Annotated in this window: 19 protein-coding genes; 10 read left to right on the top strand and 9 right to left on the bottom strand. The window is 38.8% G+C overall.

Annotated features, from left to right (window positions below; all coding sequences use genetic code 11):
- The first annotated feature begins 104 nt into the window (after positions 1-104).
- Positions 105-2,480: a phosphoenolpyruvate synthase gene (gene ppsA, locus BTO08_RS21165; protein WP_105062522.1), complete on the top strand. Its 2,376-nt coding sequence runs from the start codon at positions 105-107 to the stop codon at positions 2,478-2,480.
- Positions 2,481-2,591: 111 nt separating this feature from the next.
- Positions 2,592-2,996, top strand: coding sequence for a DUF2007 domain-containing protein (locus BTO08_RS21160; RefSeq protein ID WP_105062521.1), 405 nt, complete (start codon positions 2,592-2,594; stop codon positions 2,994-2,996).
- 453 nt (positions 2,997-3,449) lie between these two features.
- On the opposite strand, the gene BTO08_RS21155 is transcribed toward BTO08_RS21160, so the two are convergent.
- On the bottom strand, positions 3,450-4,379 hold the full coding sequence (locus tag BTO08_RS21155; RefSeq protein ID WP_105062520.1) for a VirK/YbjX family protein: 930 nt from the start codon (positions 4,377-4,379) through the stop codon (positions 3,450-3,452).
- Between the two features lie 383 nt (positions 4,380-4,762).
- On the bottom strand, positions 4,763-5,143 hold the full coding sequence (locus tag BTO08_RS21150; RefSeq protein WP_105062519.1) for a hypothetical protein: 381 nt from the start codon (positions 5,141-5,143) through the stop codon (positions 4,763-4,765).
- A 195-nt stretch (positions 5,144-5,338) separates the two neighbouring features.
- Here BTO08_RS21150 and BTO08_RS21145 point away from each other — a divergent pair, with 195 nt between their 5' ends.
- Together BTO08_RS21145 and BTO08_RS21140 are read left to right on the top strand one after the other, a co-directional pair.
- On the top strand, positions 5,339-5,836 hold the full coding sequence (locus tag BTO08_RS21145; RefSeq protein WP_105062518.1) for a DUF2867 domain-containing protein: 498 nt from the start codon (positions 5,339-5,341) through the stop codon (positions 5,834-5,836).
- Between the two features lie 108 nt (positions 5,837-5,944).
- A complete protein-coding gene (locus tag BTO08_RS21140) occupies positions 5,945-6,295 on the top strand; it encodes a GlpM family protein (protein WP_008989077.1) in 351 nt (116 codons plus the stop codon).
- A gap of 73 nt (positions 6,296-6,368) precedes the next feature.
- Here the strand turns inward: BTO08_RS21140 and BTO08_RS21135 are convergent, their stop codons facing one another.
- Positions 6,369-7,124 carry a hypothetical protein gene (locus tag BTO08_RS21135; RefSeq protein ID WP_105062712.1) on the bottom strand — a complete coding sequence of 252 codons (756 nt, stop codon included), beginning with the start codon at positions 7,122-7,124 and terminating at the stop codon, positions 6,369-6,371.
- Positions 7,125-7,224: 100 nt separating this feature from the next.
- On the opposite strand from BTO08_RS21135, the gene BTO08_RS21130 reads away from it, so the two are divergent.
- A complete protein-coding gene (locus BTO08_RS21130; RefSeq protein WP_105062517.1) occupies positions 7,225-7,812 on the top strand; it encodes a MarR family winged helix-turn-helix transcriptional regulator in 588 nt (195 codons plus the stop codon).
- A gap of 51 nt (positions 7,813-7,863) precedes the next feature.
- Here the strand turns inward: BTO08_RS21130 and BTO08_RS21125 are convergent, their stop codons facing one another.
- Positions 7,864-9,996: a S9 family peptidase gene (locus BTO08_RS21125; RefSeq protein ID WP_431356679.1), complete on the bottom strand. Its 2,133-nt coding sequence runs from the start codon at positions 9,994-9,996 to the stop codon at positions 7,864-7,866.
- A gap of 445 nt (positions 9,997-10,441) precedes the next feature.
- Between BTO08_RS21125 and BTO08_RS21120 the strand changes: the two genes are divergently transcribed.
- Complete coding sequence (locus tag BTO08_RS21120) at positions 10,442-10,972, top strand: hypothetical protein (RefSeq protein WP_105062515.1); 531 nt, start codon at positions 10,442-10,444, stop codon at positions 10,970-10,972.
- A 48-nt stretch (positions 10,973-11,020) separates the two neighbouring features.
- Here BTO08_RS21120 and BTO08_RS21115 read toward each other — a convergent pair whose 3' ends face one another.
- The 3 genes from BTO08_RS21115 to BTO08_RS21105 are packed head-to-tail and all read right to left on the bottom strand — an operon-like array spanning position 11,021 to position 12,998.
- On the bottom strand, positions 11,021-11,647 hold the full coding sequence (locus tag BTO08_RS21115; protein WP_105062514.1) for a TPM domain-containing protein: 627 nt from the start codon (positions 11,645-11,647) through the stop codon (positions 11,021-11,023).
- Entirely contained in the window at positions 11,641-12,399 is a 759-nt protein-coding gene (locus tag BTO08_RS21110) for a TPM domain-containing protein (protein ID WP_105062513.1), read from the bottom strand. The genes BTO08_RS21115 and BTO08_RS21110 overlap by 7 nt, the downstream gene beginning before the upstream one ends.
- Entirely contained in the window at positions 12,399-12,998 is a 600-nt protein-coding gene (locus tag BTO08_RS21105) for a LemA family protein (RefSeq protein WP_105062512.1), read from the bottom strand. The genes BTO08_RS21110 and BTO08_RS21105 overlap by 1 nt, the downstream gene beginning before the upstream one ends.
- Before the next feature lie 532 nt (positions 12,999-13,530).
- Between BTO08_RS21105 and BTO08_RS21100 the strand changes: the two genes are divergently transcribed.
- Positions 13,531-14,232, top strand: coding sequence for a helix-turn-helix transcriptional regulator (locus BTO08_RS21100; RefSeq protein ID WP_045184894.1), 702 nt, complete (start codon positions 13,531-13,533; stop codon positions 14,230-14,232).
- 63 nt (positions 14,233-14,295) lie between these two features.
- Entirely contained in the window at positions 14,296-14,655 is a 360-nt protein-coding gene (locus tag BTO08_RS21095; protein ID WP_045152365.1) for a VOC family protein, read from the top strand.
- A 173-nt stretch (positions 14,656-14,828) separates the two neighbouring features.
- On the opposite strand, the gene BTO08_RS21090 is transcribed toward BTO08_RS21095, so the two are convergent.
- Complete coding sequence (locus tag BTO08_RS21090; protein WP_105062511.1) at positions 14,829-15,407, bottom strand: hypothetical protein; 579 nt, start codon at positions 15,405-15,407, stop codon at positions 14,829-14,831.
- A gap of 265 nt (positions 15,408-15,672) precedes the next feature.
- The gene (locus tag BTO08_RS21085) at positions 15,673-17,160 is read right to left on the bottom strand and encodes a SulP family inorganic anion transporter (RefSeq protein WP_105062510.1); all 1,488 of its coding nucleotides are present in this window, start codon (positions 17,158-17,160) and stop codon (positions 15,673-15,675) included.
- 457 nt (positions 17,161-17,617) lie between these two features.
- On the opposite strand from BTO08_RS21085, the gene BTO08_RS21080 reads away from it, so the two are divergent.
- Both BTO08_RS21080 and BTO08_RS21075 read left to right on the top strand, forming a co-directional pair.
- Complete coding sequence (locus tag BTO08_RS21080) at positions 17,618-18,655, top strand: potassium channel protein (protein ID WP_105062509.1); 1,038 nt, start codon at positions 17,618-17,620, stop codon at positions 18,653-18,655.
- Between the two features lie 246 nt (positions 18,656-18,901).
- Positions 18,902-21,601, top strand: coding sequence for a nitrate reductase (locus BTO08_RS21075; protein ID WP_105062508.1), 2,700 nt, complete (start codon positions 18,902-18,904; stop codon positions 21,599-21,601).
- Positions 21,602-21,607: the final 6 nt, after the last annotated feature.

Raw genomic sequence — 21,607 nt, 5'->3', positions numbered from 1 at the left:
ACGTTCTGTAACTAATGCCACAACCTGACGAAAAAGTGGTTTTTTTTACGCAGTAACGCAAACGATTGCTTATGAATGGTAGCTGAATTACTTCGGAGATACACATGCAAAAGTACACCCTTTGGTTCAACACTTTATCAATGAATGATGTGAACCAAGTTGGCGGAAAAAATGCCTCGCTTGGTGAAATGGTATCAAACCTTTCAAATGCGGGAGTGTCTGTTCCTAATGGGTTCGCGACTACCTCTTACGCATTCCATGAGTTTTTAGAATATGAAGGGCTAAATAACCGTATTTACGATTTACTTGGAGCTCTTGATGTTAATGATGTTGAAGCACTTCAGCGCACTGGGGCGACAATCCGTAACTGGATTTTAGATGCGCCGTTTCCACTTGAATTAGAAGAGAGCATCCGTCGTGATTACCTTGAGCTTATTGAGGATAATCAAGCGTTGTCGGTTGCGGTTCGATCTTCTGCAACGGCTGAAGATTTACCTGATGCTTCCTTTGCGGGTCAACAAGAAACATTTCTTAATGTGAAAGGTGTTGATGCCGTATTAGAGGCAACGAAACACGTTTATGCCTCGCTATTTAATGATCGCGCCATTTCTTATCGCGTTCACCAAGGTTTTGATCATAAGGGTATTGCACTGTCTGCAGGTATTCAGCGTATGGTGCGTTCTGATAAAGCAGCGTCAGGGGTGATGTTTACGCTTGATACGGAATCAGGCTTTGATCAAGTTGTGTTTATTACCTCCTCTTGGGGCTTAGGTGAAATGGTGGTTCAGGGGGCAGTAAACCCTGATGAGTTTTATGTCCATAAACCAATGTTAGAAGCTGGGCATGCACCGATAGTAAGAAAGAATTTTGGTTCAAAACTTATCAAGATGATCTACTCAGATAATCAAGAAATTGGTAAGCAAGTAGACATTGTTGATACCACAGATGAAGAACAATACCAGTTCTCGATTAATGATGAAGAGATTAAAGAGCTTGCTAAACAAGCGATGATCATTGAAAAGCACTATCAACGTCCAATGGATATTGAATGGGCGAAAGATGGTATTGATGGCAAGCTGTACATTGTTCAAGCACGTCCAGAAACGGTATGTTCGCAAGAATCTCAAAATGTAATTGAGCGTTATGAGCTGAATAATAAAGCGGATGTGTTGGTAGAAGGTCGCGCGATTGGACAACGTATTGGCAGCGGTAAAGTACGCTTGGTTGATTCGCTTGATCAAATGTCACTGGTACAAGAAGGGGATGTACTCGTCACAGATATGACTGATCCTGACTGGGAACCTGTGATGAAACGTGCTTCTGCGATTATTACTAACCGTGGCGGTCGTACTTGCCATGCTGCCATTATTGCTCGTGAATTAGGCATCCCTGCGATTGTGGGTTGTGGTAATGCAACTGAAGTATTAACAGATGGCACAACGATTACTGCTTCTTGCGCGGAAGGTGAAACAGGTTATGTTTACCAAGGCGAATTGAACTATGAAGTTCGACGCTCTGCGGTAGATGAATTACCAATATTACCAACCAAAGTGATGATGAATGTAGGTAATCCAGAGCGTGCATTTGATTTTGCACAATTACCGAATGAAGGCGTAGGTTTAGCGCGTTTAGAATTTATCATCAATAAAATGATTGGTATTCACCCGAAAGCATTATTGAACTTTGATGCACAAAGTGATGAGTTAAAAGCGCAAATTCGAGAGAAAATTAAGGGCTATAACGATCCTATTGATTTTTATGTTAGCAAGTTAACCGAAGGCATTTCTACCATTGCTGCGGCGTTCTGGCCTAAGCGTGTGATTGTTCGAATGTCTGATTTCAAATCTAATGAGTACAGTAACTTAATTGGTGGTAAAGAATTTGAACCCCATGAAGAAAACCCAATGTTAGGTTTCCGTGGTGCTTCTCGTTATATATCACCAGTATTTGAAGATTGCTTTGAACTTGAAACACAAGCGATGAAACGTGTTCGTAATGAAATGGGTTTAAAGAACGTTGAAATTATGATCCCGTTTGTACGTACGCCTAGTGAAGCTGCATCTGTTATTGAGTTACTGGCAAAAAATGATTTACGCCGAGGCGATCAGGGTTTGAAAGTGATCATGATGTGTGAACTGCCATCAAATGCCGTATTAGCGGATGATTTCTTGAAATACTTTGATGGTTTCTCGATTGGTTCGAACGATATGACTCAGTTAACGCTCGGTTTGGATCGTGACTCTGGTGATGTTGCGCATCTCTTTGATGAGCGTAATCCTGCGGTTAAAGCAATGCTGAAAATGGCGATTGATGCGGCAACGAAAGCGGGTAAGTACGTCGGTATTTGTGGTCAAGGACCATCAGACCATGATGATTTAGCAAAATGGTTAATGGAGCAAGGTATTAGTTCTGTTTCGCTAAACCCTGATACTGTGATCGATACTTGGTTAAAGTTAGGTGATGTAAATAAAAATCATTAACAGACAGGTTAGGTTTAGTTGATAAAGGTAAAATTAAGCTCTGATTATTGATCAGAGCTTTTTTATAGCGGATTGAAAATTAAATGTCGTACACCTAAGTTAGGAGGACATATGGTTGTTGTAGAGCGATTTTCTTTTGTACATGAAGCGCATATAGCGAAAGCCAATCTAGAAAGTGCAGGTATTCACTGTTGCCTTGCCGACGAATTTACGGTCAATACACAATGGCTCTATTCTAATGCAATGGGGGGAGTGCGTTTGATGGTGGAAGAAAAAGATATAGAGTCAGCAAGAGTGCTACTTGAAAGTGATTTTTCTGATGCGCTAGAAGAACAAATACCATCTTTTGACAACGAGCATGAACATTGTGCTTATTGCGGTAGTCATGATGTAGTTACTTATACGAAAGGTAAGCGCCCAGCATTTTTAATGTTTATTGTGCTAGGTTTCCCTTTGTTTACATACCAACATGGTTATAAATGTAACCAGTGTGGTAAATTTAGTGAGGAGTTGTAAAACTATTTAGTATTAGCTTAATGCTATTACTTATCCACACGCTGTTACTTCTGTTTTAAAAGAATGTTTAACGGGATACGATAACAGAACGTTAATCTAGATACTTTAGTTTATTTTATGGCATAACGATTTTTCTATGTCTGTCATTTATCACCCTTTTTTCTAGTACGTAACCTTGATCTTTTAAAAATGATCACGTTTTTTAAAAGTAGTTGATTATTCAATTAAATAGTGCGTTATATCTGTTTGAAGAGTTTTTAGTTTGATATATGATTACCTCATCGATTTTCCTGAATTGATAAAAAATAATTGATGGTTCGCACACCCATCGACATAAAGACCGCTCCTTGTGAGCGGTTTTTCTGTTTATGGTCATTTAACGCTAAATTTTCTAATTAAATAAGATTAGAAAAATATGAGTAATAAAGACTACTGTCATTCATTCATACTTTATTAATTTACCGATTTAAGTGCTAACGCTAATGTTTGTTTTAATTCATCCAGCCACTGATAACGGTTTTTATAAAGCTTGCGTTTATTACGATTGAGTGTGCTTAAGTCTTTTCGCTCTGGTAATAAAGGTAATTTATAGGTTACGTTACTTTCTTTAACACCCTTATATTCTTGCCAGATCTGGTCATAGTCACAGTTAACCGCATGACGTTTTGAACCGATATAACGGAGTGCTTGATAAATGTGGCCATTATTACTGACAGCGGTAATGTTTTTTAATTGATAAGCATCAGCAAAAATTAGAGCTAATTCCACCATTAATGCCTTAGGACGTAAGCCATATAGTCCCTTAGTTAACTCTTTGATGAGTTCTTGACGGTTCTCAATATCACTGTCTGGGCCTTGTAACGCACCAATATGTAAATGGTTTTGATCTTGATTAACGGTAAAACTAATACAATATAATTGCATGTCGTTACTATCGGTGAGCGTAAGACCCAGCGAACCTTCTCTTGAGTAACCTGCATCAAGATAGATATTGTAAACGTTGTCGTTTTTATCTGTTATTTGAGATAACTTAAGGCCTTCATGCTGATATATATTTAAAAGGTTTGAAGAAAAGTTGTTCAGCATAAATTGGAGATGTTTTTTCAACATCTGCATTCTTTGTTTTTTATCCCATGAAACACAGCCATATGGCTTAAGTGGTTTCTCAATAAATGACGGATATACCGTGATTAATTTTTCAAGTAATGGGTCATCGAAACAGCTCATTAGTTCATCAGTAACTTTAGGTGAGAACACACACCAGCAATAGAGACGAAATTTTTTTCTTACTTTATCAATTCCAGTGATGTTTGGATAAAGCATGTTGGATAAAAATGATCCACGTTTAAATACCGCGCTTGATGCGATGGCTTGTTGAGACATTTTTGATAAACCTTATAGATATTTATATTTTTAGTTATGGATATTTTTCTTTCAATTACAATTGAATATTAAAAATCAAATTAAACAGTGTTTTGTTTAATGAAGCCTGAACAGAACATTAATATTTAAGACCTAATATTTTCTTTGTTAATTGCATTTAATATTATTAAAAGTATTTTCATTTATAGAAAGGATGGCGTGCTTTTTGTGACTATTTATGAATAAAGTGTTTCTGTGTGTAACAGGTAAAGGTATTAGACAATAGATTAAAATTTTTTCACTACGAATGTAAAATTAATAAATGACTATATTTTAGTTAACTTGTATCTATTTTTAAGCGCGAGCATTAAGAGGTTGGTAAAGTTCAACCATTTTATACTTAATTATTTGAATTCCGAATGAGCAATTAAAAGAGAGCTATACATTAATCCTGCTTGTAATATATGTGTTATGACAGCACGAAAGTGTGGCGCACTTAATGCTTCATTAAAAGGCGCACCAATCCAATACGGTAAAAAGAAAGCGGCAAAAATCACAAATAAGATTTTCCACGATGTTGGCGTTCGCCATGTAGTTGAGCCAAAGTAAATCAGGTAAACCATCGCTAATAAAATCAAGTTACTGGTTGCTTCTCGAAAGAAGTGATACCAACTGTGTATTTGGTAATGGGGATCTCCAATATGGCTTAACGTTAGCCCCATACTGCCTAGAAAAAAGATTGAGCCAATGAGTAGTAATAGCCTTGATAAGGTCAGTTTTGACATTGTAATCCTAAGATAAAAATAGTTTATTTAAGTGTTAGGGCAGGATAAAAGTACCAAGGTGAAAAAAGTGTAGAAACGATGATGTAGGTTAATTGTAAATATCATTTAGGAATGTGCGTTCACACCACTTATCCCAAGTATCTGGAAATGGAATATTTGTTAATGTAGAGATATGTTTATCAGGGAGAGCTTACAATGATCAAAGAAATCACCTTTCCAAGTTCAGCTGGGATCTCAGGCAATGAAAAAGGCCGCTATTATCGTGATTCCTTTTCCGTCAATATTAGTCAACAAAACTTAAATGCCATTGATGTGTATTATGCTATTTTTTCACATCTACCTAAGCCTGTGATTATTGCAATGAAAATAAGAAATAAGATCATGGGTTGGCTGGGTTTTTCAGCGGGCGCAACGGAAATGTCGTTACCAAAAGAGCAAATAGCCACAGGTAAACAAGCTGGTTTTCTTGTGTTTGAATCGGTATCGGAAATGGAGGTAGTTGCAGCAGCTTATGAGAAAAATATGGATATGTGGTTATCCGTATTAAAGCTTTCTGAAAGAGAATACGCGGTTTCAACATTGGTGAATTTAAAAACACGATCTGGACGTTTATACATGGCGTTCATTAAACCTTTTCATAAGCTGGTAGCTAAGTTCTGTATTGCTCAAGCATTGGGTGCAAAGCGTATTTAAACAGTTAATAAGGCGTAACATTTTACTATTAACTCTTGTTTAGAATTTTAATGTAAATTGCTGCTATCTAAGAAGTGATCACTGCGATCTGATAAAGGAAGATCATTGATGGTAGCGTTATTTTTCAAGTGTTTGTTAGGGGCTTTTGCTGTTTTGCTCATTGCGTTACTTTCTAAAAGTAAGAGCTTTTATATCTCAGGCTTAGTGCCGTTATTTCCTACCTTTGCTTTAATCGCGCACTATATCGTCGGCACAGAACGCACCATGGCAGATTTACGTATGACCGCATTGTTTGGACTCTATTCGTTAATCCCTTATGCGGCATACCTTATTGCTGTTTATTACTTTAGTTATAAATATGAGTTAGTTTGGACACTATCATTGGCAGCATTAGTATGGGCGTTCTTTGCTTGTTTGTTACTAATGGGGTGGACGAAGTTTAGCCCTGCATTGAGTTAATTGAGATAAGTCAGCATGGCGTGTTTAGTGCTTCTTTACTCTAAAACACGCCATAATATTAATGCGTTGACACTTATTTATTTACGAAGCCTGGCAGGCTTAGATCGCCTGAAGCAACATCAAACACATCTTTCACGCATAATAGTGGCGCATGAGCACTTTCATTGACCCGTAACCCAGATGTGACGCCATCGAATTTCGCCAGTTTTAAGCTTGTAATATTGTCGATTTTAATTGTGACATTTAGGCTATCTCCTTTAAATTGCGGTGTAGCATTTGGGCTATCAATAAGCAATGGTAAGCCAGGCCATGTTTTGGGTACTTTGGGTTTTTCACCTTTTGGAATATCAACCACTCCCAATGATCCTTTACCACATTTATCATTCGGTTTTAGCACAACCCAGTGACTGTGCCAAACATTACCATCATTAGCATTGTTACCATCACCGTTCTCGTCATAAAGAGGGGTGTCATCAAAATCTGGATGTGACGTGACAGCTAATGCAAGAATACCAGTATCTTTTTCAAAACCAACTTCAGCAGGGTTTAACGTGGTTGGCCAGACATAAGAAAAAACGTCACTACCGGCTAATTTTCCCGTTGGTGTCGGTTTTACCTTGCCTGCCATGCCTGATACCGCGATGTGAAAAGTTGCAAGATCGCCTTGTGTTGTGATTTTAGCGTGTACGATATCAAACGCGGGATCCTTAGCATTATTGGCGGAAGCTTTAATGCCGTTAGAATGCGCCATTACGCTTGATGCGCCAATAAACAATACCGCTGAAAGTGTGTGTGCTAAAAGTGTAGGCATCGTATTTTTAATAGTCATCATGCTAAATCCTTAAGTTTGTATCGACTCGATACTATACTAGGTTTAGCAGAGCATTAATCAGCTTGTCAATATTGTTTTGAGTCGATACTATTAAGTTATGAATATTACACTTATCCATCAGTTACTTGAGCGGCTCGGAAATTTGATCCGTAACGAGACGAGAACGTGTTTAGTTGAACATGGGCTGCAGCCTGTGCAATTAGATGCATTGTATTATTTGTCGGTGTGTAATCGATTTTCCAATACACCAAAAGCTGTCACTGAATACCTTGGTTTAACAAAAGGGACGGTGTCACAAAGCTTGAAAGTACTGGAAAGTAAAGGCTATGTCCGAAAAAGCATTGACCCTGATGACAAACGGATCACTCATCTTACTGTCACAGAGCAAGGTGAGAGTTTAATCGCTGTCATTCAACCATCACAACTTTTGAAAAAGGTATGGCAAGACAGTAGGGGAGATGAGTGTGGATTGGATGGCGAACTATTAGAGCAACAACTTACAAGCCTTTTAGCCGCGATTCAGCAGCAAAATCAGTGCAAATCCTTTGGCGTGTGCAAAACCTGTAAGCACAATCAAACGTTAACAGATGGCACGCACTTGTGTGGTTTAACCCAAGTGGCTTTAACTGACAGCGATATACAGAAAATTTGTATTGAGCACATTGATTCGATACAAATTGAATAAAAAAAGCCAGCATATTTGCTGGCTTTGATGTTTTATAACGATTGAAACGTCTTAACTCTTCAACGTTTTCTCATTTAAAAGGTCGATGAAGAAAGCATATTCCAATGCATCTTCGTGGAGTGCTTTAAAACGACCTGACGCACCACCGTGGCCTGCTTCCATATCGGTTTTAAACAGTAAACGATTGTTGTCTGTCTTCATCTCACGCAGTTTTGCTACCCATTTCATTGGCTCAAAATACTGTACCTGTGAATCATGTAGCCCTGTTGTCACAAGCATGTTTGGGTAGTCGTGCTGACCAACATTATCGTATGGCGAGTAACTTAACATGTACTCGTAATACTCTTTCTGATTAGGGTTACCCCATTCGTCATATTCGTTTGTCGTTAATGGAATAGACTCATCCAGCATGGTCGTTACCACATCAACAAATGGCACTTGCGCTGCAATACCGCAATATAATTCAGGCGCTTGGTTAGCAATCGCGCCCATTAACAAACCGCCTGCAGAGCCGCCAACAGCAAAGATTTTATCTTTCGCACCGTAACCTTGTTCGATAAGTGCTTTTGTTACATCAATAAAATCATTGAAGGTGTTTTGCTTGGTGAGTTTCTTTCCATCTTCATACCAAGGGCGACCTAGCATTTCAGAGCCGCGAATATGCGCGATAGCATAGACAAAACCACGATCAAGCAAGCTTAAACGTGATGATGAAAAACTAGGATCAATGGTTGAACCATAAGAACCGTAACCATATTGGTAAAGCGGATTGGTGCCATCTTTTTTAAATAAATCTTTACGGTAAACCAAAGAAACAGGTACCTGCTTACCGTCACGAGCGTTGATCATTAATCGCTCTGATTGATAGTTGCTTGCTTCAAAATCGCCTAGTACTTCAGCCTGTTTTAAAAGGTCGAACTCACTGTTATCAAGGTTGATATCAAAGTGAGACGCTGGCGTTGTCATACTTGAATAGTAAAGGCGGAGTTTATTGGTATTAAGCTCTTTATTGCCATAGAAGAAAGCGGTGAATGCTTCATCATTAAAGTGTAATTCACGCTCTTCATTGGTATCTAATTGACGTACTGTCACATGGGTTAAACCATTTGAACGTTGCTGATATACAAGGTAGTTATCAAATAATTCGTAATCTTCTAGCATCACACCTTCAGCAGGTGCTATTACATCTTGCCATTTTGACTTATCACCGATTTGATCGGTATCAACCTTCATTAAGCGGAAGTTAACAGCCTTATAATTGGTCAACACGTAAAATTGCTGCCCAAGTTTCGAAATACTGTACTCTAAGCCTTCTTCACGCGCCAAGAATGGTTTTGCCGTAGCGTTTGGATCGTTAGCATCGATAATAGAAACAGCACTGGTTTCAGTGCTTGAATGCCAAATATACACCAATTCGTTATCTTTACTTTTACCTATTGAGGTATAAAACGTTTGATCTTTTTCTTCAAAAATCAACACGTCTTCAGTCTGGTTTGTACCTAATTGGTGACGGAATACTTGATACCCCAATAAGGTTTGCGGATCTTTCTTGATGTAATAAAACGCTTTGTTATCGTTCTGCCACGCAATGGATCCACTGGTGCCTGTGATTTCATCAGCAAGGTATTCACCCGTAGCCAGGTTTTTTACTTTGATAGTGTAAATACGACGGCTAACGGTGTCTTCACCATAAGCCAGTAAATTTTCATCTTGGCTAATGCTCAGGCTTGAAACGTTATAGTACTCGTGGTTTTTAGCCAGTTCGTTAATATCAAGCAATACGGTTTTATTCGTTCCTTCAAAATCGTCTGCTCGAACTGAAACAGGATATTCATTATCACCCGTTACTTCGCTGGAATAGAAGTAATTGCCTTGTTTTACGGGGACTGAATTATCATCTTTTACAATACGGCCTTTAATTTCTTCAAAAAGCTGCTGTTGTAATGCTTCTGTATGCGCCATTACAGCATCGGTATAGGCGTTTTCTGCGTTTAAGTGGGCAATGATCTCAGGATCACAGCGTTTATCATCACGCATCCAATAGTAATTATCAGTACGTGTATCATTATGGATGGTCATTTCATGTGGTACTTTCTTTGCGACTGGCGCGTTAAATGAAGACGCATGAACCACGTTTGTTGTTTTTGTATTCACAATAATGTCCTTCCAAGTATTTTCTTTCATTGAGCATAAAAGAAAATTTAAAATAGGATACAACGATTGCCTTAAGATGTTGTATTTTTGTTGTTTTTTAAGACAGATTTAGGCATGAATAAAAGCGATAAGAATGTATTTATAGTTTTATTATGCTCTGCTTACATCCTATATCTTGGGGTATTTCTCTATTTTTCAATCCTTAGAATTAAAATCGTAGAATTAAAATAAAAAGTAATGTCGTAGATACTATTTTTTCTCATATGAAATAGAGAGAGTTGAAATTGAAGATTTCAATTATATTTAAAATAGACAAGATTATGATTTTATTAGTGATTTATAAAATAAGCTATGTATTTTTTGATCATATAGTCAGTTGTGGTTCTACAAAACGAAATAACGTGATTTCACTCACGAAATGAGCTTTGCTAGAGACTAATATAATAAATATAACTAATTGATAGTATGTATTTTTATGAAAAGCACATGGATTATAGCTTTAGGCATTGTTGTTGGTGCTATCGTGATAGGTGGACAATCTTTTTACCAGTTGCTGACCTCACAAAATATTCTTAACGAACCAAGTGGTGAAGTTAGATTAGGTGACGTTTACGATGAACAGTTAACGACGACAGTTACGATTTCAGATGCAGATAATAAGACGCCCATCTTGATGATCATGACGGACACAGATCAGATCACAACGGCTGTGAAGCAAGAGCTGAGTCAAATGGTAAAAGAAGCCAATGAAACGCTACCTGCACATGAAAAAATGCGATTAGAAACGACCTATTTTGATACGAATGTGAACATTGAGCTAACCACAGAAGTGGCCTACCATTCTCAATATCAAAATAAGATGAAGGTAACAATTGACGATACAGTGTTATCTCATCCTGCTGACGATCAATATCATTTTGCTGCAGCCGTCGATATGTTAAATACCTACGCGCAGAAAATGGATACGCTTTTTCATCAACAATATTCATTTATCCATAAAGTATAGTGATAAAAAAGGCGCTCAGTGAGCGCCTTTTGGTTGTGGTATCTGAGACTAACTAATCACGACTAAGCAATTAGGTAACTCATTTTTATTTTCAGTTAATGGATAAGCATTAGCCAGTAACTTGCTTGATTGCTCTAAGCACTGCAGAAAGCCTTCATAGGTTTTTCCTGCGCGAACATTGGTTGTGAAATCAGCAACAATAGAACTCCATGCTTCATCACTAATTTGTTCACTAATACCGAAGTCCGTTAAGATTTCAACGTAATGTTCGGCTTCACACACAAAAATCATCACGCCTAAATGCTGCTTGGTACGATGAATACCATTGGCGAGAAATTGCTCTCTTGCCACAAGGCTAGCACGACGATGTTTCACTGCTTTTGGCACCAGGCGATATTTAATCGCAGGGATCCTAAATAGCAAGGTAAACGCGATAAAGCCGACTAACTGACATAATAGAACATCGTTTAACTCTAACCAAAAAGGTAAAAAATTGAGTAGGGCGGGAATAAATAACGCAATAATTGCTGCCCATAATGTCGGTACAAAATAATAGTCGTCGGCTTTAGTTGCAACAACAGTCATTAATTCAGCATCGGTTGTTTTTTCAATTTCCCCAATTGCTTGGCTGATTGTTTCTAGTTGTTCTTTAGTAAATAACTTCAAATTTACCATCCTCCTGATGCGCCGCCGCCACCAAAGCCACCGCCGCCGCCACTAAAACCACCACCACTACTGCCTCCGCCAAAGCCACCACCATTACCGCCAGAGCGAGGAAAATTCCCCGAACCAAAACCACCACTGGTGAATACATCACCATTGCGACGATAATATTGTGAACGATTACTTCTGCGTCGGCTAAAAGCGATAATTTGAATCACGATGACAAAGAGTATGAATAGGTAAAGATCATAAGACGGTTTTTCTTCTTGAACCACAGGCTTATATTCACCTTTAATTGCACCAAGGATCGCTAAGACGCCATTTTCAATCCCTTTGGCAAATTGTCCTGATTTAAACTCAGGTTTTATTTCGTGGTTGATTATACTAATGGCTGTCGCATCTGGCAGTGCACCTTCTAAGCCATAACCGACTTCAATCCGGATTTTCTTGTCGTTATAGGCAACAATTAATAGCACACCGTTATCATGCTCTTTATTGCCAATACCCCATTGACGACCGAGTTGATACCCATAATCGGCAATAGGGATCCCATCTGTTGATGGAATGGTAACAACAACGACTTGGTTTGAAGATTGTTTCTCTTCATCCGCAAGCAGTTGCTCTAGCTGTTTTGTTTGCGAAGCATTAAGGATATGCGCATCATCCACCACACGTCCCGTCAGTTTTGGGAAGGTGGGTTGTGCAAAGCAAACTTGGCTAACTAGCAACAAGAGTCCGGTAAAATACAGGACTTTTTTTATCATTAGAATGCTACCTTAGGTGCAACATCAGCATTGGGTGTCGTTGCTGAGAAGTTTGGTTTAACGGTTAAATCGCTATACATGATCCAATGCCAGATACGACCTGGGAAAGTACGAATTTCTGTATTAAAGGCTTTAACACTATTAATGTAATCACGACGAGCAACGGCAATACGGTTTTCTGTGCCTTCAAGTTGTGCTTGTAGTGCGATAAATTGCTCATTGGCTTTTAAATCAGGATAACGCTCAGATACAACCATTAAACGAGATAGCGCACTGCTTAGTTGTCCTTGGGCTGCTTCAAACTTTTTAAAGGCTTCAGGGTTGTTTAATGTTTCAGGGGTAACCTGCATAGAAGAGACTTTTGCACGTGCTTCTGTAACAGCCGTTAATGTATCTTTTTCATGGCTAGCATAGCCTTTCACCGTTGCTACAAGGTTCGGGATCAAATCAGCACGGCGTTGGTAATTATTTTCAACTTGTGCCCAGTCTGCATTTACTTGTTCATCGAGCGTTGGAATTGTATTAATACCGCAACCGGTCAGTTGGAGCAGTAAAGCGAAGCTAAATACCCATTTCAGTACTTTTGGAAGATTAAACATTCGTATCCCTTCTGTTATGTATGGTCATGATTATATTTACGTTGTTTATTGATAATTGAACAATGCAAAATAATGGAGTTTATACATGTTAAGTATAAATAAAATTAAATAATTATCATAAATATGTCATTGTTATTTTTAGTATAAAAAATCAATAAGACGCAATTATTATGGCAAAAATAAAGAGTGTATTAGGTGTTATGTAGATCTAAATGTGTAACATCTACCTTGCTTGTTACTAGCTGACTTTTTGGTGGCTTTAAGTAAGGAAAATGTGTTTCTTTGGTAGTCGCGGTTTCTTTGCGAATTGAAGTTAAAGAGGAGAGATACAGCAACATCTGTCATGCTGAAACGATGTCTTTCTACATTATGAATTAGTAATTCATCTAACTAGGAATTGCCCCATTATGAGTTTCGAGAGTAAAGACGGCAGAAAATTTTATTGCTGAGTCTTGCACGCATATTTTTATAACATGAACTGTTGTTCCTCTTTTAGTACATTACACCTATTGTATATTTCATGGGTTCTACAATGTCTCGAAGTCAACGCCTTTTAGAGCTTCTCCAACTACTACGACGCTATAAATACCCAATATCCGCTGAGAAATTGGCTAGTCAGCTTAATGTAAGTGTGCGCACTATCTATCGTGATATTGCTACTTTACAAGCTCAAGGTGCCGATATCGAAGGAGAAACTGGTCTGGGGTATATCTTAAAACCTAGCTTTGATTTACCGCCAATGATGTTTAGCTTAGAAGAGCTTGAAGCCCTCAGGTTAGGAGCGGAATGGGTGGCAAAGCAAGCTAACGGAGAGTTTAGCGAGGCTGCCATTAACGCACTTTCTAAAATCTCAGCAGTGTTACCCACCGATCATGAAGCTAAACATATTGAGAGCGTCATTAGAGTTGCATCAGCTCTCAACGCTCCGAAGTTTATGATCTCTCTAAATGAGTTGAAATCAACGATTCAGAAAGAGCATAAAGTTGAAATTGTCTACGAAGATGCCAAAGGCTCTATCAGCAAAAGGATTGTGTGGCCAATTCTCATAGGTATGTTTGAGCAACGTTCTATTTTGGTTGCATGGTGCGAAGCACGAGACGACTTCCGTAATTTCCGACTTGATAGAATCCACTCGACTTCTCAACTTGATTCGAAATACAAGCGCTCTCGTCACGCTCTACTCACTGAATGGGAAGCCTTGGAGGGCATCAAGCATAAGCGTATTCTCTACTGACAAAAACTGTCAGCACTTTTGGATATACTTGATTCCGCAATTTATGAAACGAAGGTAATTACTATGTTAGCAATTGATTCTATTGTTCTTTATGTAGAAGACGTCCAACTTAGCATGGCTTTTTATGAGAGTGTATTCGAGTGCCAACCAAAGCTTTTGTCACCAACTTTCGCAGTTGTAGAGTTTGCTGAAAACGTGAAGATTACTCTTAAACAAGCTGATGCTTTAACACCAAGTAGCCAAGTTCGAGGCGGCGGCACGGAGCTTTCTATCCCAGCAACGAGTCGCGTCGAGCTAGACAACCTGTTCGAGCAATGGAAAAAGCAGAGTGTAGTATTTGCTCAAGAACGTGAAGAATCTGTATATGGCGTTAACTTTGTTGCATTAGACCCAGACGGTCACCGCTTACGAGTATTTGCTTAACATTGCCTTTTGGTTTAAAAGCTAGCATCTTTGCTAGCTCATTTATGTCCAAAAACGAACGACTCTGTCGCATCTTAACTACCCAACAAAAACGTAGCTATAAAACCCATTGTTATGATTAATAGTTAAGGTATCAAGCAACCCAATCGGGGGAACAATTGGGCTGCTTGATATTAGGCGTTTAACACCTTCTGATTGCTTGAATGCCAATCAAAATAGGAGTTGTTACAACCATAGTTTCTTGCTGAGCCTTTTACAATTTTGATCGCATTATCTGAAGACTCAGAAAACGTAAATGGTTTGGTTGATTCACTATACCAATGTTTATCACCTTGATGAAAAGTAAGGCGAAAGTTCACAATTTGTAAGGCATCGTTAATTTGATAAAAGCCCTGATCTTCGGTGGTTACTGAGGTCTGTATTTTGCTTGCTTTATCGTTATAAACAAAATCTGTGGTATGAATATCGTAATGATTACCTGTTCGTATAATGTTTAGTTTTCCATTTATTGCGATTTCAGCAGTATTGATATCAATCGGGCAATGAAAGTTTTTTCTTGTTGGTGTTTTATTAATACACTTTTTTGCCTGCTCTAGAATGCTTTGGTTTATATCAAGTTCTAACTTTGATTGCAGTGTTTTTTCTTGCTTAGAAAAATGCGCAATATTAGCCGTCGGTTGTTCGGTTTTATTGTAATAAAAGCAGCAAATCGTAATTAGTGCTACTGCGCCTATAAGACCATATTTCTTCATAACTATGTAATTGACTGTTGTTTTATTGCAGACAATAAACGAGGTGTCTAGGGCTGTAAATAGACTAGAGCAAGGGCAAAGCGAGTATCACAAAGAAATGACAAACGTGAATCGAATATGAAGACGAAGATAGTCATTGTTAAGTTCATGGCGAGGGGGAGGCAGATAATTGCCAAAATTTAGTGTGTTTTTATTAAAAAAATCAGCGAGTCAGTTTTTCACTAACTCACTGATTATATAATCATATTCTAACTAATGATTGTTGTTAATGCCCAGTCAGCAGTGCATCAAGAGCGTCTGGTTTATCGTGTATGCAGAATTTATCGACAATGGTACGGGATGCCGAGTTCATTCCAATGAGGTCGACATGAATCCCTGAACGGCGAAACTTGAGAATGACTTTATCTAATGCTGTTACCGAACAAACGTCCCAGAAGTGCGCAGATGATAAGTCTATCGTTACCGTCTCTATCATTTCTTTAAAATCAAATGACTCGATAAACTTATTGGATGAAGCAAAAAAGACTTGTCCAATTACGGCATACTCTCGGGATTTATTTTTCGGTAGATCACTTTTCTGAACTGTCATATGGCTAATTTGGTGCGCGAAAAACAATGACGCAAGTATTACACCGACTAATACGCCTATAGCCAAATTATGGGTTGCGACAACAATGCCGACTGTCGCTAGCATGACAAGGTTAGTCGATAGTGGGTGCTTTTTAAGATCCAATATCGAACGCCATGAAAAAGTACCGATAGCGACCATGATCATCACAGCAACTAATGCAGCCATTGGGATCTGTTTTATCCAAGGGCCAAGAAAAACCACCATAAATAATAAAAAAACACCAGCAGCTAAAGAAGACAGTCTTCCTCGTCCACCTGATTTTATATTAATTATGGATTGTCCAATCATGGCACATCCCGCCATTCCACCTAGCAAGCCTGTAAAAATATTGGCAATGCCTTGACCTTTACATTCTTGGTTTTTATTACTTGCTGTATCGGTGAGATCATCAATGATAGTTGCTGTCATCATTGATTCTAATAAACCGACGGCGGCAAGTCCTATCGCGTAAGGGAAAATAATACTCAGGGTTTCAAAATTTAAAGGCACATTTGGCCATAGAAAAATGGGAAGAGTATCGGGTAAGTTACCCATATCACCCACAGTACGTACATCTATTCCGAACATAATGGAGATAGTGGTTAAGGTTATAATGCAGACAAGTGGTGATGGGATTAATTTTCCAATAACTGGGATATAAGGGAATAGATAAATAATACCAAGACCTGCCGCCGTTAATGCGTATACATGCCATGTAACATTGGTTAATTCGGGTAATTGCGCCATAAAAATTAAAATGGCTAATGCATTAACGAAGCCTGTAATAACGGCTCGGGAAACAAAACGCATTAATTCCCCCAATTTTAAATAGCCGGCTAAAAGTTGCAAAATACCGGTTAGCACTGTTGTAGCAAGTAAGTATTCTAGTCCATGCTCTTTGACTAAAGTCACCATTAACAGCGCCATAGCACCCGTTGCAGCAGAGATCATGCCTGAACGACTACCTGTAATGGCAATGACAACAGAGATACTAAATGAGGCGTATAGTCCTACTTTGGGGTCAACACCTGCAATTATAGAAAAGGCAATCGCTTCAGGGATTAATGCTAAAGCAACAACGATCCCTGCAAGTAAGTCACCACGAATATTAGACGTCCAGTCGAGTTTTAAATTTTTGAACATTGAATTCTCAATATTTACACGTCAACACGCACCTGAAAGAGATCAGGTATGAGTCTTATGTTTGTTTGATAAATTTTAGGCGCGAGAAATCAGCCCTGAGGACATAAATTTATAGCGCAAAGAAAAAGCCAAATACCGAAGATAGTATTGTGCTTAAGTTAGCTGTGATAGCTAAAGGGGGGAGAAACTAAGGCGGCGTAATTAACACGGAGATTAATATCCTCATACTGATAAAAAAAAGCAATATACAGCAATCGATAATAGAATTAAATGCTAATTAAAGACGTTGTTGTGAATAATATGTATTATTTAATGTTTCATTATTAGCGGTTGATTTTAGTTATTTACTTTGAGTGATATTTAAATGCTTTACAAATTAAGCACGCCTTTTAAATATTTATCTCTAACAAGCTACGCTTAAATATGAGGGTTATATTTATTTTAGTGTGGGGTGAATATGGGTCTGTGGTTATACCTACAACGGATCACGGTAAAATATTTCTCTCAATTAACTGGGCGAAATATTGCAGTTATCACGGGTTTATACATCGCAATAAGTTGGTTGCTACTATTCCTTGTGGGTGAAAAACAATTAAGTAGTTCTTTCTCCACTTTCTTTTATTACTTAGTCGTAACAGCTTCTACCGTGGGCTATGGCGATCACTCCCCTGAAACCGCACTAGGTAAATGGGTGGCTGCGCTATTTATTATTCCGGGTGGTTTAGGGCTATTTGCGATTGTTGTTGGTCGGGTAGCAACCTTGTTCGTGAGCGTTTGGCGACGTGGCATGTTAGGAAAAAGGAGTCTTCAAATGGAACAGCATATTTTACTGTTGGGCTGGAATGAAAATCGAACGCTTAGCATGTTGCGAATGTTACTACATGAAGAAGCAGGGCGTCGCACTATTGTGTTATGCACGCGTTCTGAAATCGAAAACCCTATGCCTGATAAGATTGAATTTGTCCGTGTCACTAGCTATACCAATGCAGAAGAAATGGCGAGAGCCAGTCTAGATAAAGCTAGTTGTATTATTGTTGATGCGCTACATGATGACATAACCTTAACTGCGGCATTATTTGCGGCAGGTCGTAATCCAAATGCACACTTACTGGCTTATTTTGATGATGAGGGACTGAGCGATTTATTAAAGCTTCATTGTCCTAATGCGGAATGTATTCCTTCGGTTGCGATTGAAATGCTTGCTAAATCAGCCGTCGATCCGGGTTCGAGTTTGCTTCATCAAGAGCTATTGAGTACGGATAAGGGGATGACTCAATATGCAATCGATTACCCAACGACACAACAACCAACGACCTTTGCGTTATTGTTTGAGCATTTTAAATATCAGCACGATGCTATCCTTATTGCCTATGAAGATGGTAAGGGCATTCAAGTCAATCCACCTTTAAACCAACCTATTACTCCTGCTACTCGTCTATTTTATATTGCGGATGAACGTGTTGATGATATGACGTGGCCAGAGCCTGTATCTTGATGACTCATCGTTGTGCAATGAAGCATTATATTGGTGCTATGGGTACTTACGGTAGAATTTAAAAACCAAATGAATGGTAACTAACTTACTGTTATTTATTAGTAATATTATATTTTTTCATGTTGGCATACTCACTGCATTAATCTTATTGCACATCACTATTACGTTAAGCATTGGCGCTTATCTCTTCCCGGGATAAGCGTTTTTTTTATTTCAGTGGCAGTGCGATATTGTTAAGGGGAAGGGATGATTAGCCAAGGAATTAAATCAGCATGCCCATATTGTGGTGTTGGCTGTGGCGTTGTAACAAAGCAGTCTGAGATTATTGGTGATGTATCTCACCCAACAAATCGTGGTGCACTTTGTGTAAAAGGTTCGTCACTCGCAGCCAGTATGAGCCAACCTAATCGATTGTTATATCCTCAAATTAAAGGAGAGGTTGTCGAGTGGGATCAGGCAACAAGTCAAATAGCTGAAACCATTAGCCGTGTGATAGCAGAATCCGGTCCTGAAGCCATTGGTATGTACTTATCAGGTCAGTTATTGACGGAAGACTATTATGTTGCCAATAAATTAATGAAAGGCTTTATTGGTAGTAGCCATGTCGATACAAATTCTCGGTTATGTATGGCTTCTGCTGTTGCTGCACATAACCGAGCATTCGGTGAAGATATCGTTGCTACCAATTATAGCGATTTAGACAATACGGACTTAATTGTGCTGGTGGGCTCTAATTTAGCGTGGACTCACCCCATTGTTTTTAAACGTATTCAACAAGCAAAAAAACAAAATCCATTATTAAAAATTGTGGTGATAGATCCGCGTAAAACGGCAACAGCAGAACAAGCGGATTTACATTTAGCATTGGCCAATGATACTGATATTGATATTTACAATGGATTAATTCGTTACCTTATAGAAAACAACGCTATTGATCGTGATTTTATTGCTCAGGTAACTGAAGGTTTTGATGCATTACAGCAAGAGGTAATGAAAGATAAATATTCATTGCTTGAAGTAAGTCGAAGTAGTGGCATTGCGATTGAGCAACTAGCAACATTTTACCAGTGGATGAAGGAAGCGCCGCGTGCTGTAACTGTGTTTTGCCAAGGGGTGAATCAAGCAAGTTGTGGTACAGATAAAGCCAATAGCATTATTAACAGCCATTTAGTTAGTGGAAAAATGGCCAAACAAGGTTGTGGTCCTTTTTCTATAACAGGCCAGCCTAATGCGATGGGAGGAAGAGAAGTTGGGGGGCTTGCTAATCAACTCGCCGTTCATCGTGGCTTTGATGAGACTTCAATTTCGCAAGTTAAAGCGTTTTGGCAAGCGCCTAATATCGCAACAACGGCAGGGCATAAAGCGGTCGATTTATTTAAAAGCGTAGAAAACGGTGATATCCGCGTGTTGTGGATCATGGCAACTAACCCTGTGATTTCAATGCCAGATAACGAGCAAGTACGCCGAGTATTAGAAAAGTGTGAATATGTGATTGTCTCTGATATTACACCTGAATCAGATACAGCAGCGTATGCAGATTGCTTATTACCAGCAGCTGCATGGGGTGAAAAATCAGGCATGGTGACAAACTCAGAGCGTATGATGAGTCGACAACGGGCATTTACAGCAATGCCTGGTGAGGTCAAAGCCGATTGGCAAATTATATGTGATGTGGCGAAGCAGTTAGGTTTTAGCAAAGCGTTTGATTATCAATCAGAAGCCGATATTTTTCGTGAACATGCCGCTTTGAGTGGTATTAACAATAGCACTGACTTGTTATTTGATATTTCATGTTTAGCATTGCTTAGCGATGATGATTATCAAACGTGGCAGCCGCAGCAATGGCCCCTCAATTCGACCAGTAATGGCGTATTTGAACAACACAATGACCTTCCTTTATTCTCGACTCCAACCAGAAAGGCCCAATTAGTCGTTACGCCTTCACCAACTGAAAACACGTTGTCAAATGTGATGTTAGCGCAAGATTCCTCTCAATCGATCTTCTGGCTTAACACTGGTCGACAACGTGATCAATGGCATACCATGACACGAACTGGGCATGTTCCAGTATTGGCACAGTCTGAAGTCGAGCCGAGTCTTTACATTCATCCAACCTGTGCAAAACATGTTGGGTTAGTTGATGGTGACTTTGTTTGTATTGAATCGCTTGAGAGCTATCAAGGTTTGAATAAACACCTTGCTCGGGTTGTTTTTGATTCGACACTTAGTCAGCAGCAAGTGTTTATGTCTATGCATTGGGCTGGGAAATACGGTGCGAAATCGGCTATCAATCAAAGTGTGATTGTGGCTTGTGATCCTATTTCGGGTCAACCAAGTTTTAAGTCCGCACAAGTAAAACTAACACCGATCTCGATGGAATTTCATGGCGTGTCACTAGGGGATATTCCAGCACAATTGGATTATGAATATGCCAGTTTCCAAACGTACCAGAATGCACATTATCAGCAGAAAGGGATTTGGCGATATGCAGGTATGGCTTGCTTAGACAAAACGGCGCTATTGCGATCTTTATCTGGATCTAAACAGCAGTATTTATTAGTAGAACAAAAGTGGGGGTTTGCCTTAGTGCAATTAGCCAAGGTTATTAACCCTGATGTTAAATTGAATATTACGGCGATCCATCTTTTTAGTAATCAGCCAATTAATGTTGATATGACGACTCTTGTAAACAGTGTTAATCAACCCTTTGTGATGACTGATGTGCTTGAAGCTCTAGGTTGTCAGCATAGTAAACAAACGCTTGTCTGTAGTTGTTTTCAAATTACGGATCTGATGATTGAGCAAGCGATTGTCACCAATAACATCACATCATTATCCGATCTTACTAAGCAATTAAAATGCGGTACTAATTGTGGTACTTGCCTACCTCAAGTTGAACGACATTTTTTTGAAAGTCAGCAACTTATTCCAACTGTTCAATTATAAATGAAG

The sequence above is a fragment of the Photobacterium angustum genome, assembly GCF_002954615.1.
In the GTDB taxonomy this organism is placed as follows: Bacteria; Pseudomonadota; Gammaproteobacteria; order Enterobacterales; family Vibrionaceae; genus Photobacterium; species Photobacterium angustum_A.
This window is presented reverse-complemented; position numbering and strand designations above follow the sequence as displayed.

What these genes read in the sequence shown, in the direction of transcription:
- BTO08_RS21120 (WP_105062515.1), top strand. Translation starts at nt 10,442, where the DNA reads ATGAAAAGCACATGGATTATAGCTTTAGGCATTGTTGTTGGTGCTATC.
- BTO08_RS21125 (WP_431356679.1), bottom strand. Translation starts at nt 9,996, where the DNA reads ATGAAAGAAAATACTTGGAAGGACATTATTGTGAATACAAAAACAACA.
- BTO08_RS21100 (WP_045184894.1), top strand. Translation starts at nt 13,531, where the DNA reads ATGTCTCGAAGTCAACGCCTTTTAGAGCTTCTCCAACTACTACGACGC.
- BTO08_RS21085 (WP_105062510.1), bottom strand. Translation starts at nt 17,160, where the DNA reads ATGTTCAAAAATTTAAAACTCGACTGGACGTCTAATATTCGTGGTGAC.
- BTO08_RS21115 (WP_105062514.1), bottom strand. Translation starts at nt 11,647, where the DNA reads ATGGTAAATTTGAAGTTATTTACTAAAGAACAACTAGAAACAATCAGC.
- BTO08_RS21080 (WP_105062509.1), top strand. Translation starts at nt 17,618, where the DNA reads ATGGGTCTGTGGTTATACCTACAACGGATCACGGTAAAATATTTCTCT.
- BTO08_RS21095 (WP_045152365.1), top strand. Translation starts at nt 14,296, where the DNA reads ATGTTAGCAATTGATTCTATTGTTCTTTATGTAGAAGACGTCCAACTT.
- BTO08_RS21105 (WP_105062512.1), bottom strand. Translation starts at nt 12,998, where the DNA reads ATGTTTAATCTTCCAAAAGTACTGAAATGGGTATTTAGCTTCGCTTTA.
- BTO08_RS21140 (WP_008989077.1), top strand. Translation starts at nt 5,945, where the DNA reads ATGGTAGCGTTATTTTTCAAGTGTTTGTTAGGGGCTTTTGCTGTTTTG.
- BTO08_RS21110 (WP_105062513.1), bottom strand. Translation starts at nt 12,399, where the DNA reads ATGATAAAAAAAGTCCTGTATTTTACCGGACTCTTGTTGCTAGTTAGC.
- BTO08_RS21090 (WP_105062511.1), bottom strand. Translation starts at nt 15,407, where the DNA reads ATGAAGAAATATGGTCTTATAGGCGCAGTAGCACTAATTACGATTTGC.
- BTO08_RS21075 (WP_105062508.1), top strand. Translation starts at nt 18,902, where the DNA reads ATGATTAGCCAAGGAATTAAATCAGCATGCCCATATTGTGGTGTTGGC.
- BTO08_RS21155 (WP_105062520.1), bottom strand. Translation starts at nt 4,379, where the DNA reads ATGTCTCAACAAGCCATCGCATCAAGCGCGGTATTTAAACGTGGATCA.
- BTO08_RS21160 (WP_105062521.1), top strand. Translation starts at nt 2,592, where the DNA reads ATGGTTGTTGTAGAGCGATTTTCTTTTGTACATGAAGCGCATATAGCG.
- BTO08_RS21135 (WP_105062712.1), bottom strand. Translation starts at nt 7,124, where the DNA reads ATGACTATTAAAAATACGATGCCTACACTTTTAGCACACACACTTTCA.
- BTO08_RS21150 (WP_105062519.1), bottom strand. Translation starts at nt 5,143, where the DNA reads ATGTCAAAACTGACCTTATCAAGGCTATTACTACTCATTGGCTCAATC.
- BTO08_RS21145 (WP_105062518.1), top strand. Translation starts at nt 5,339, where the DNA reads ATGATCAAAGAAATCACCTTTCCAAGTTCAGCTGGGATCTCAGGCAAT.
- ppsA (WP_105062522.1), top strand. Translation starts at nt 105, where the DNA reads ATGCAAAAGTACACCCTTTGGTTCAACACTTTATCAATGAATGATGTG.
- BTO08_RS21130 (WP_105062517.1), top strand. Translation starts at nt 7,225, where the DNA reads ATGAATATTACACTTATCCATCAGTTACTTGAGCGGCTCGGAAATTTG.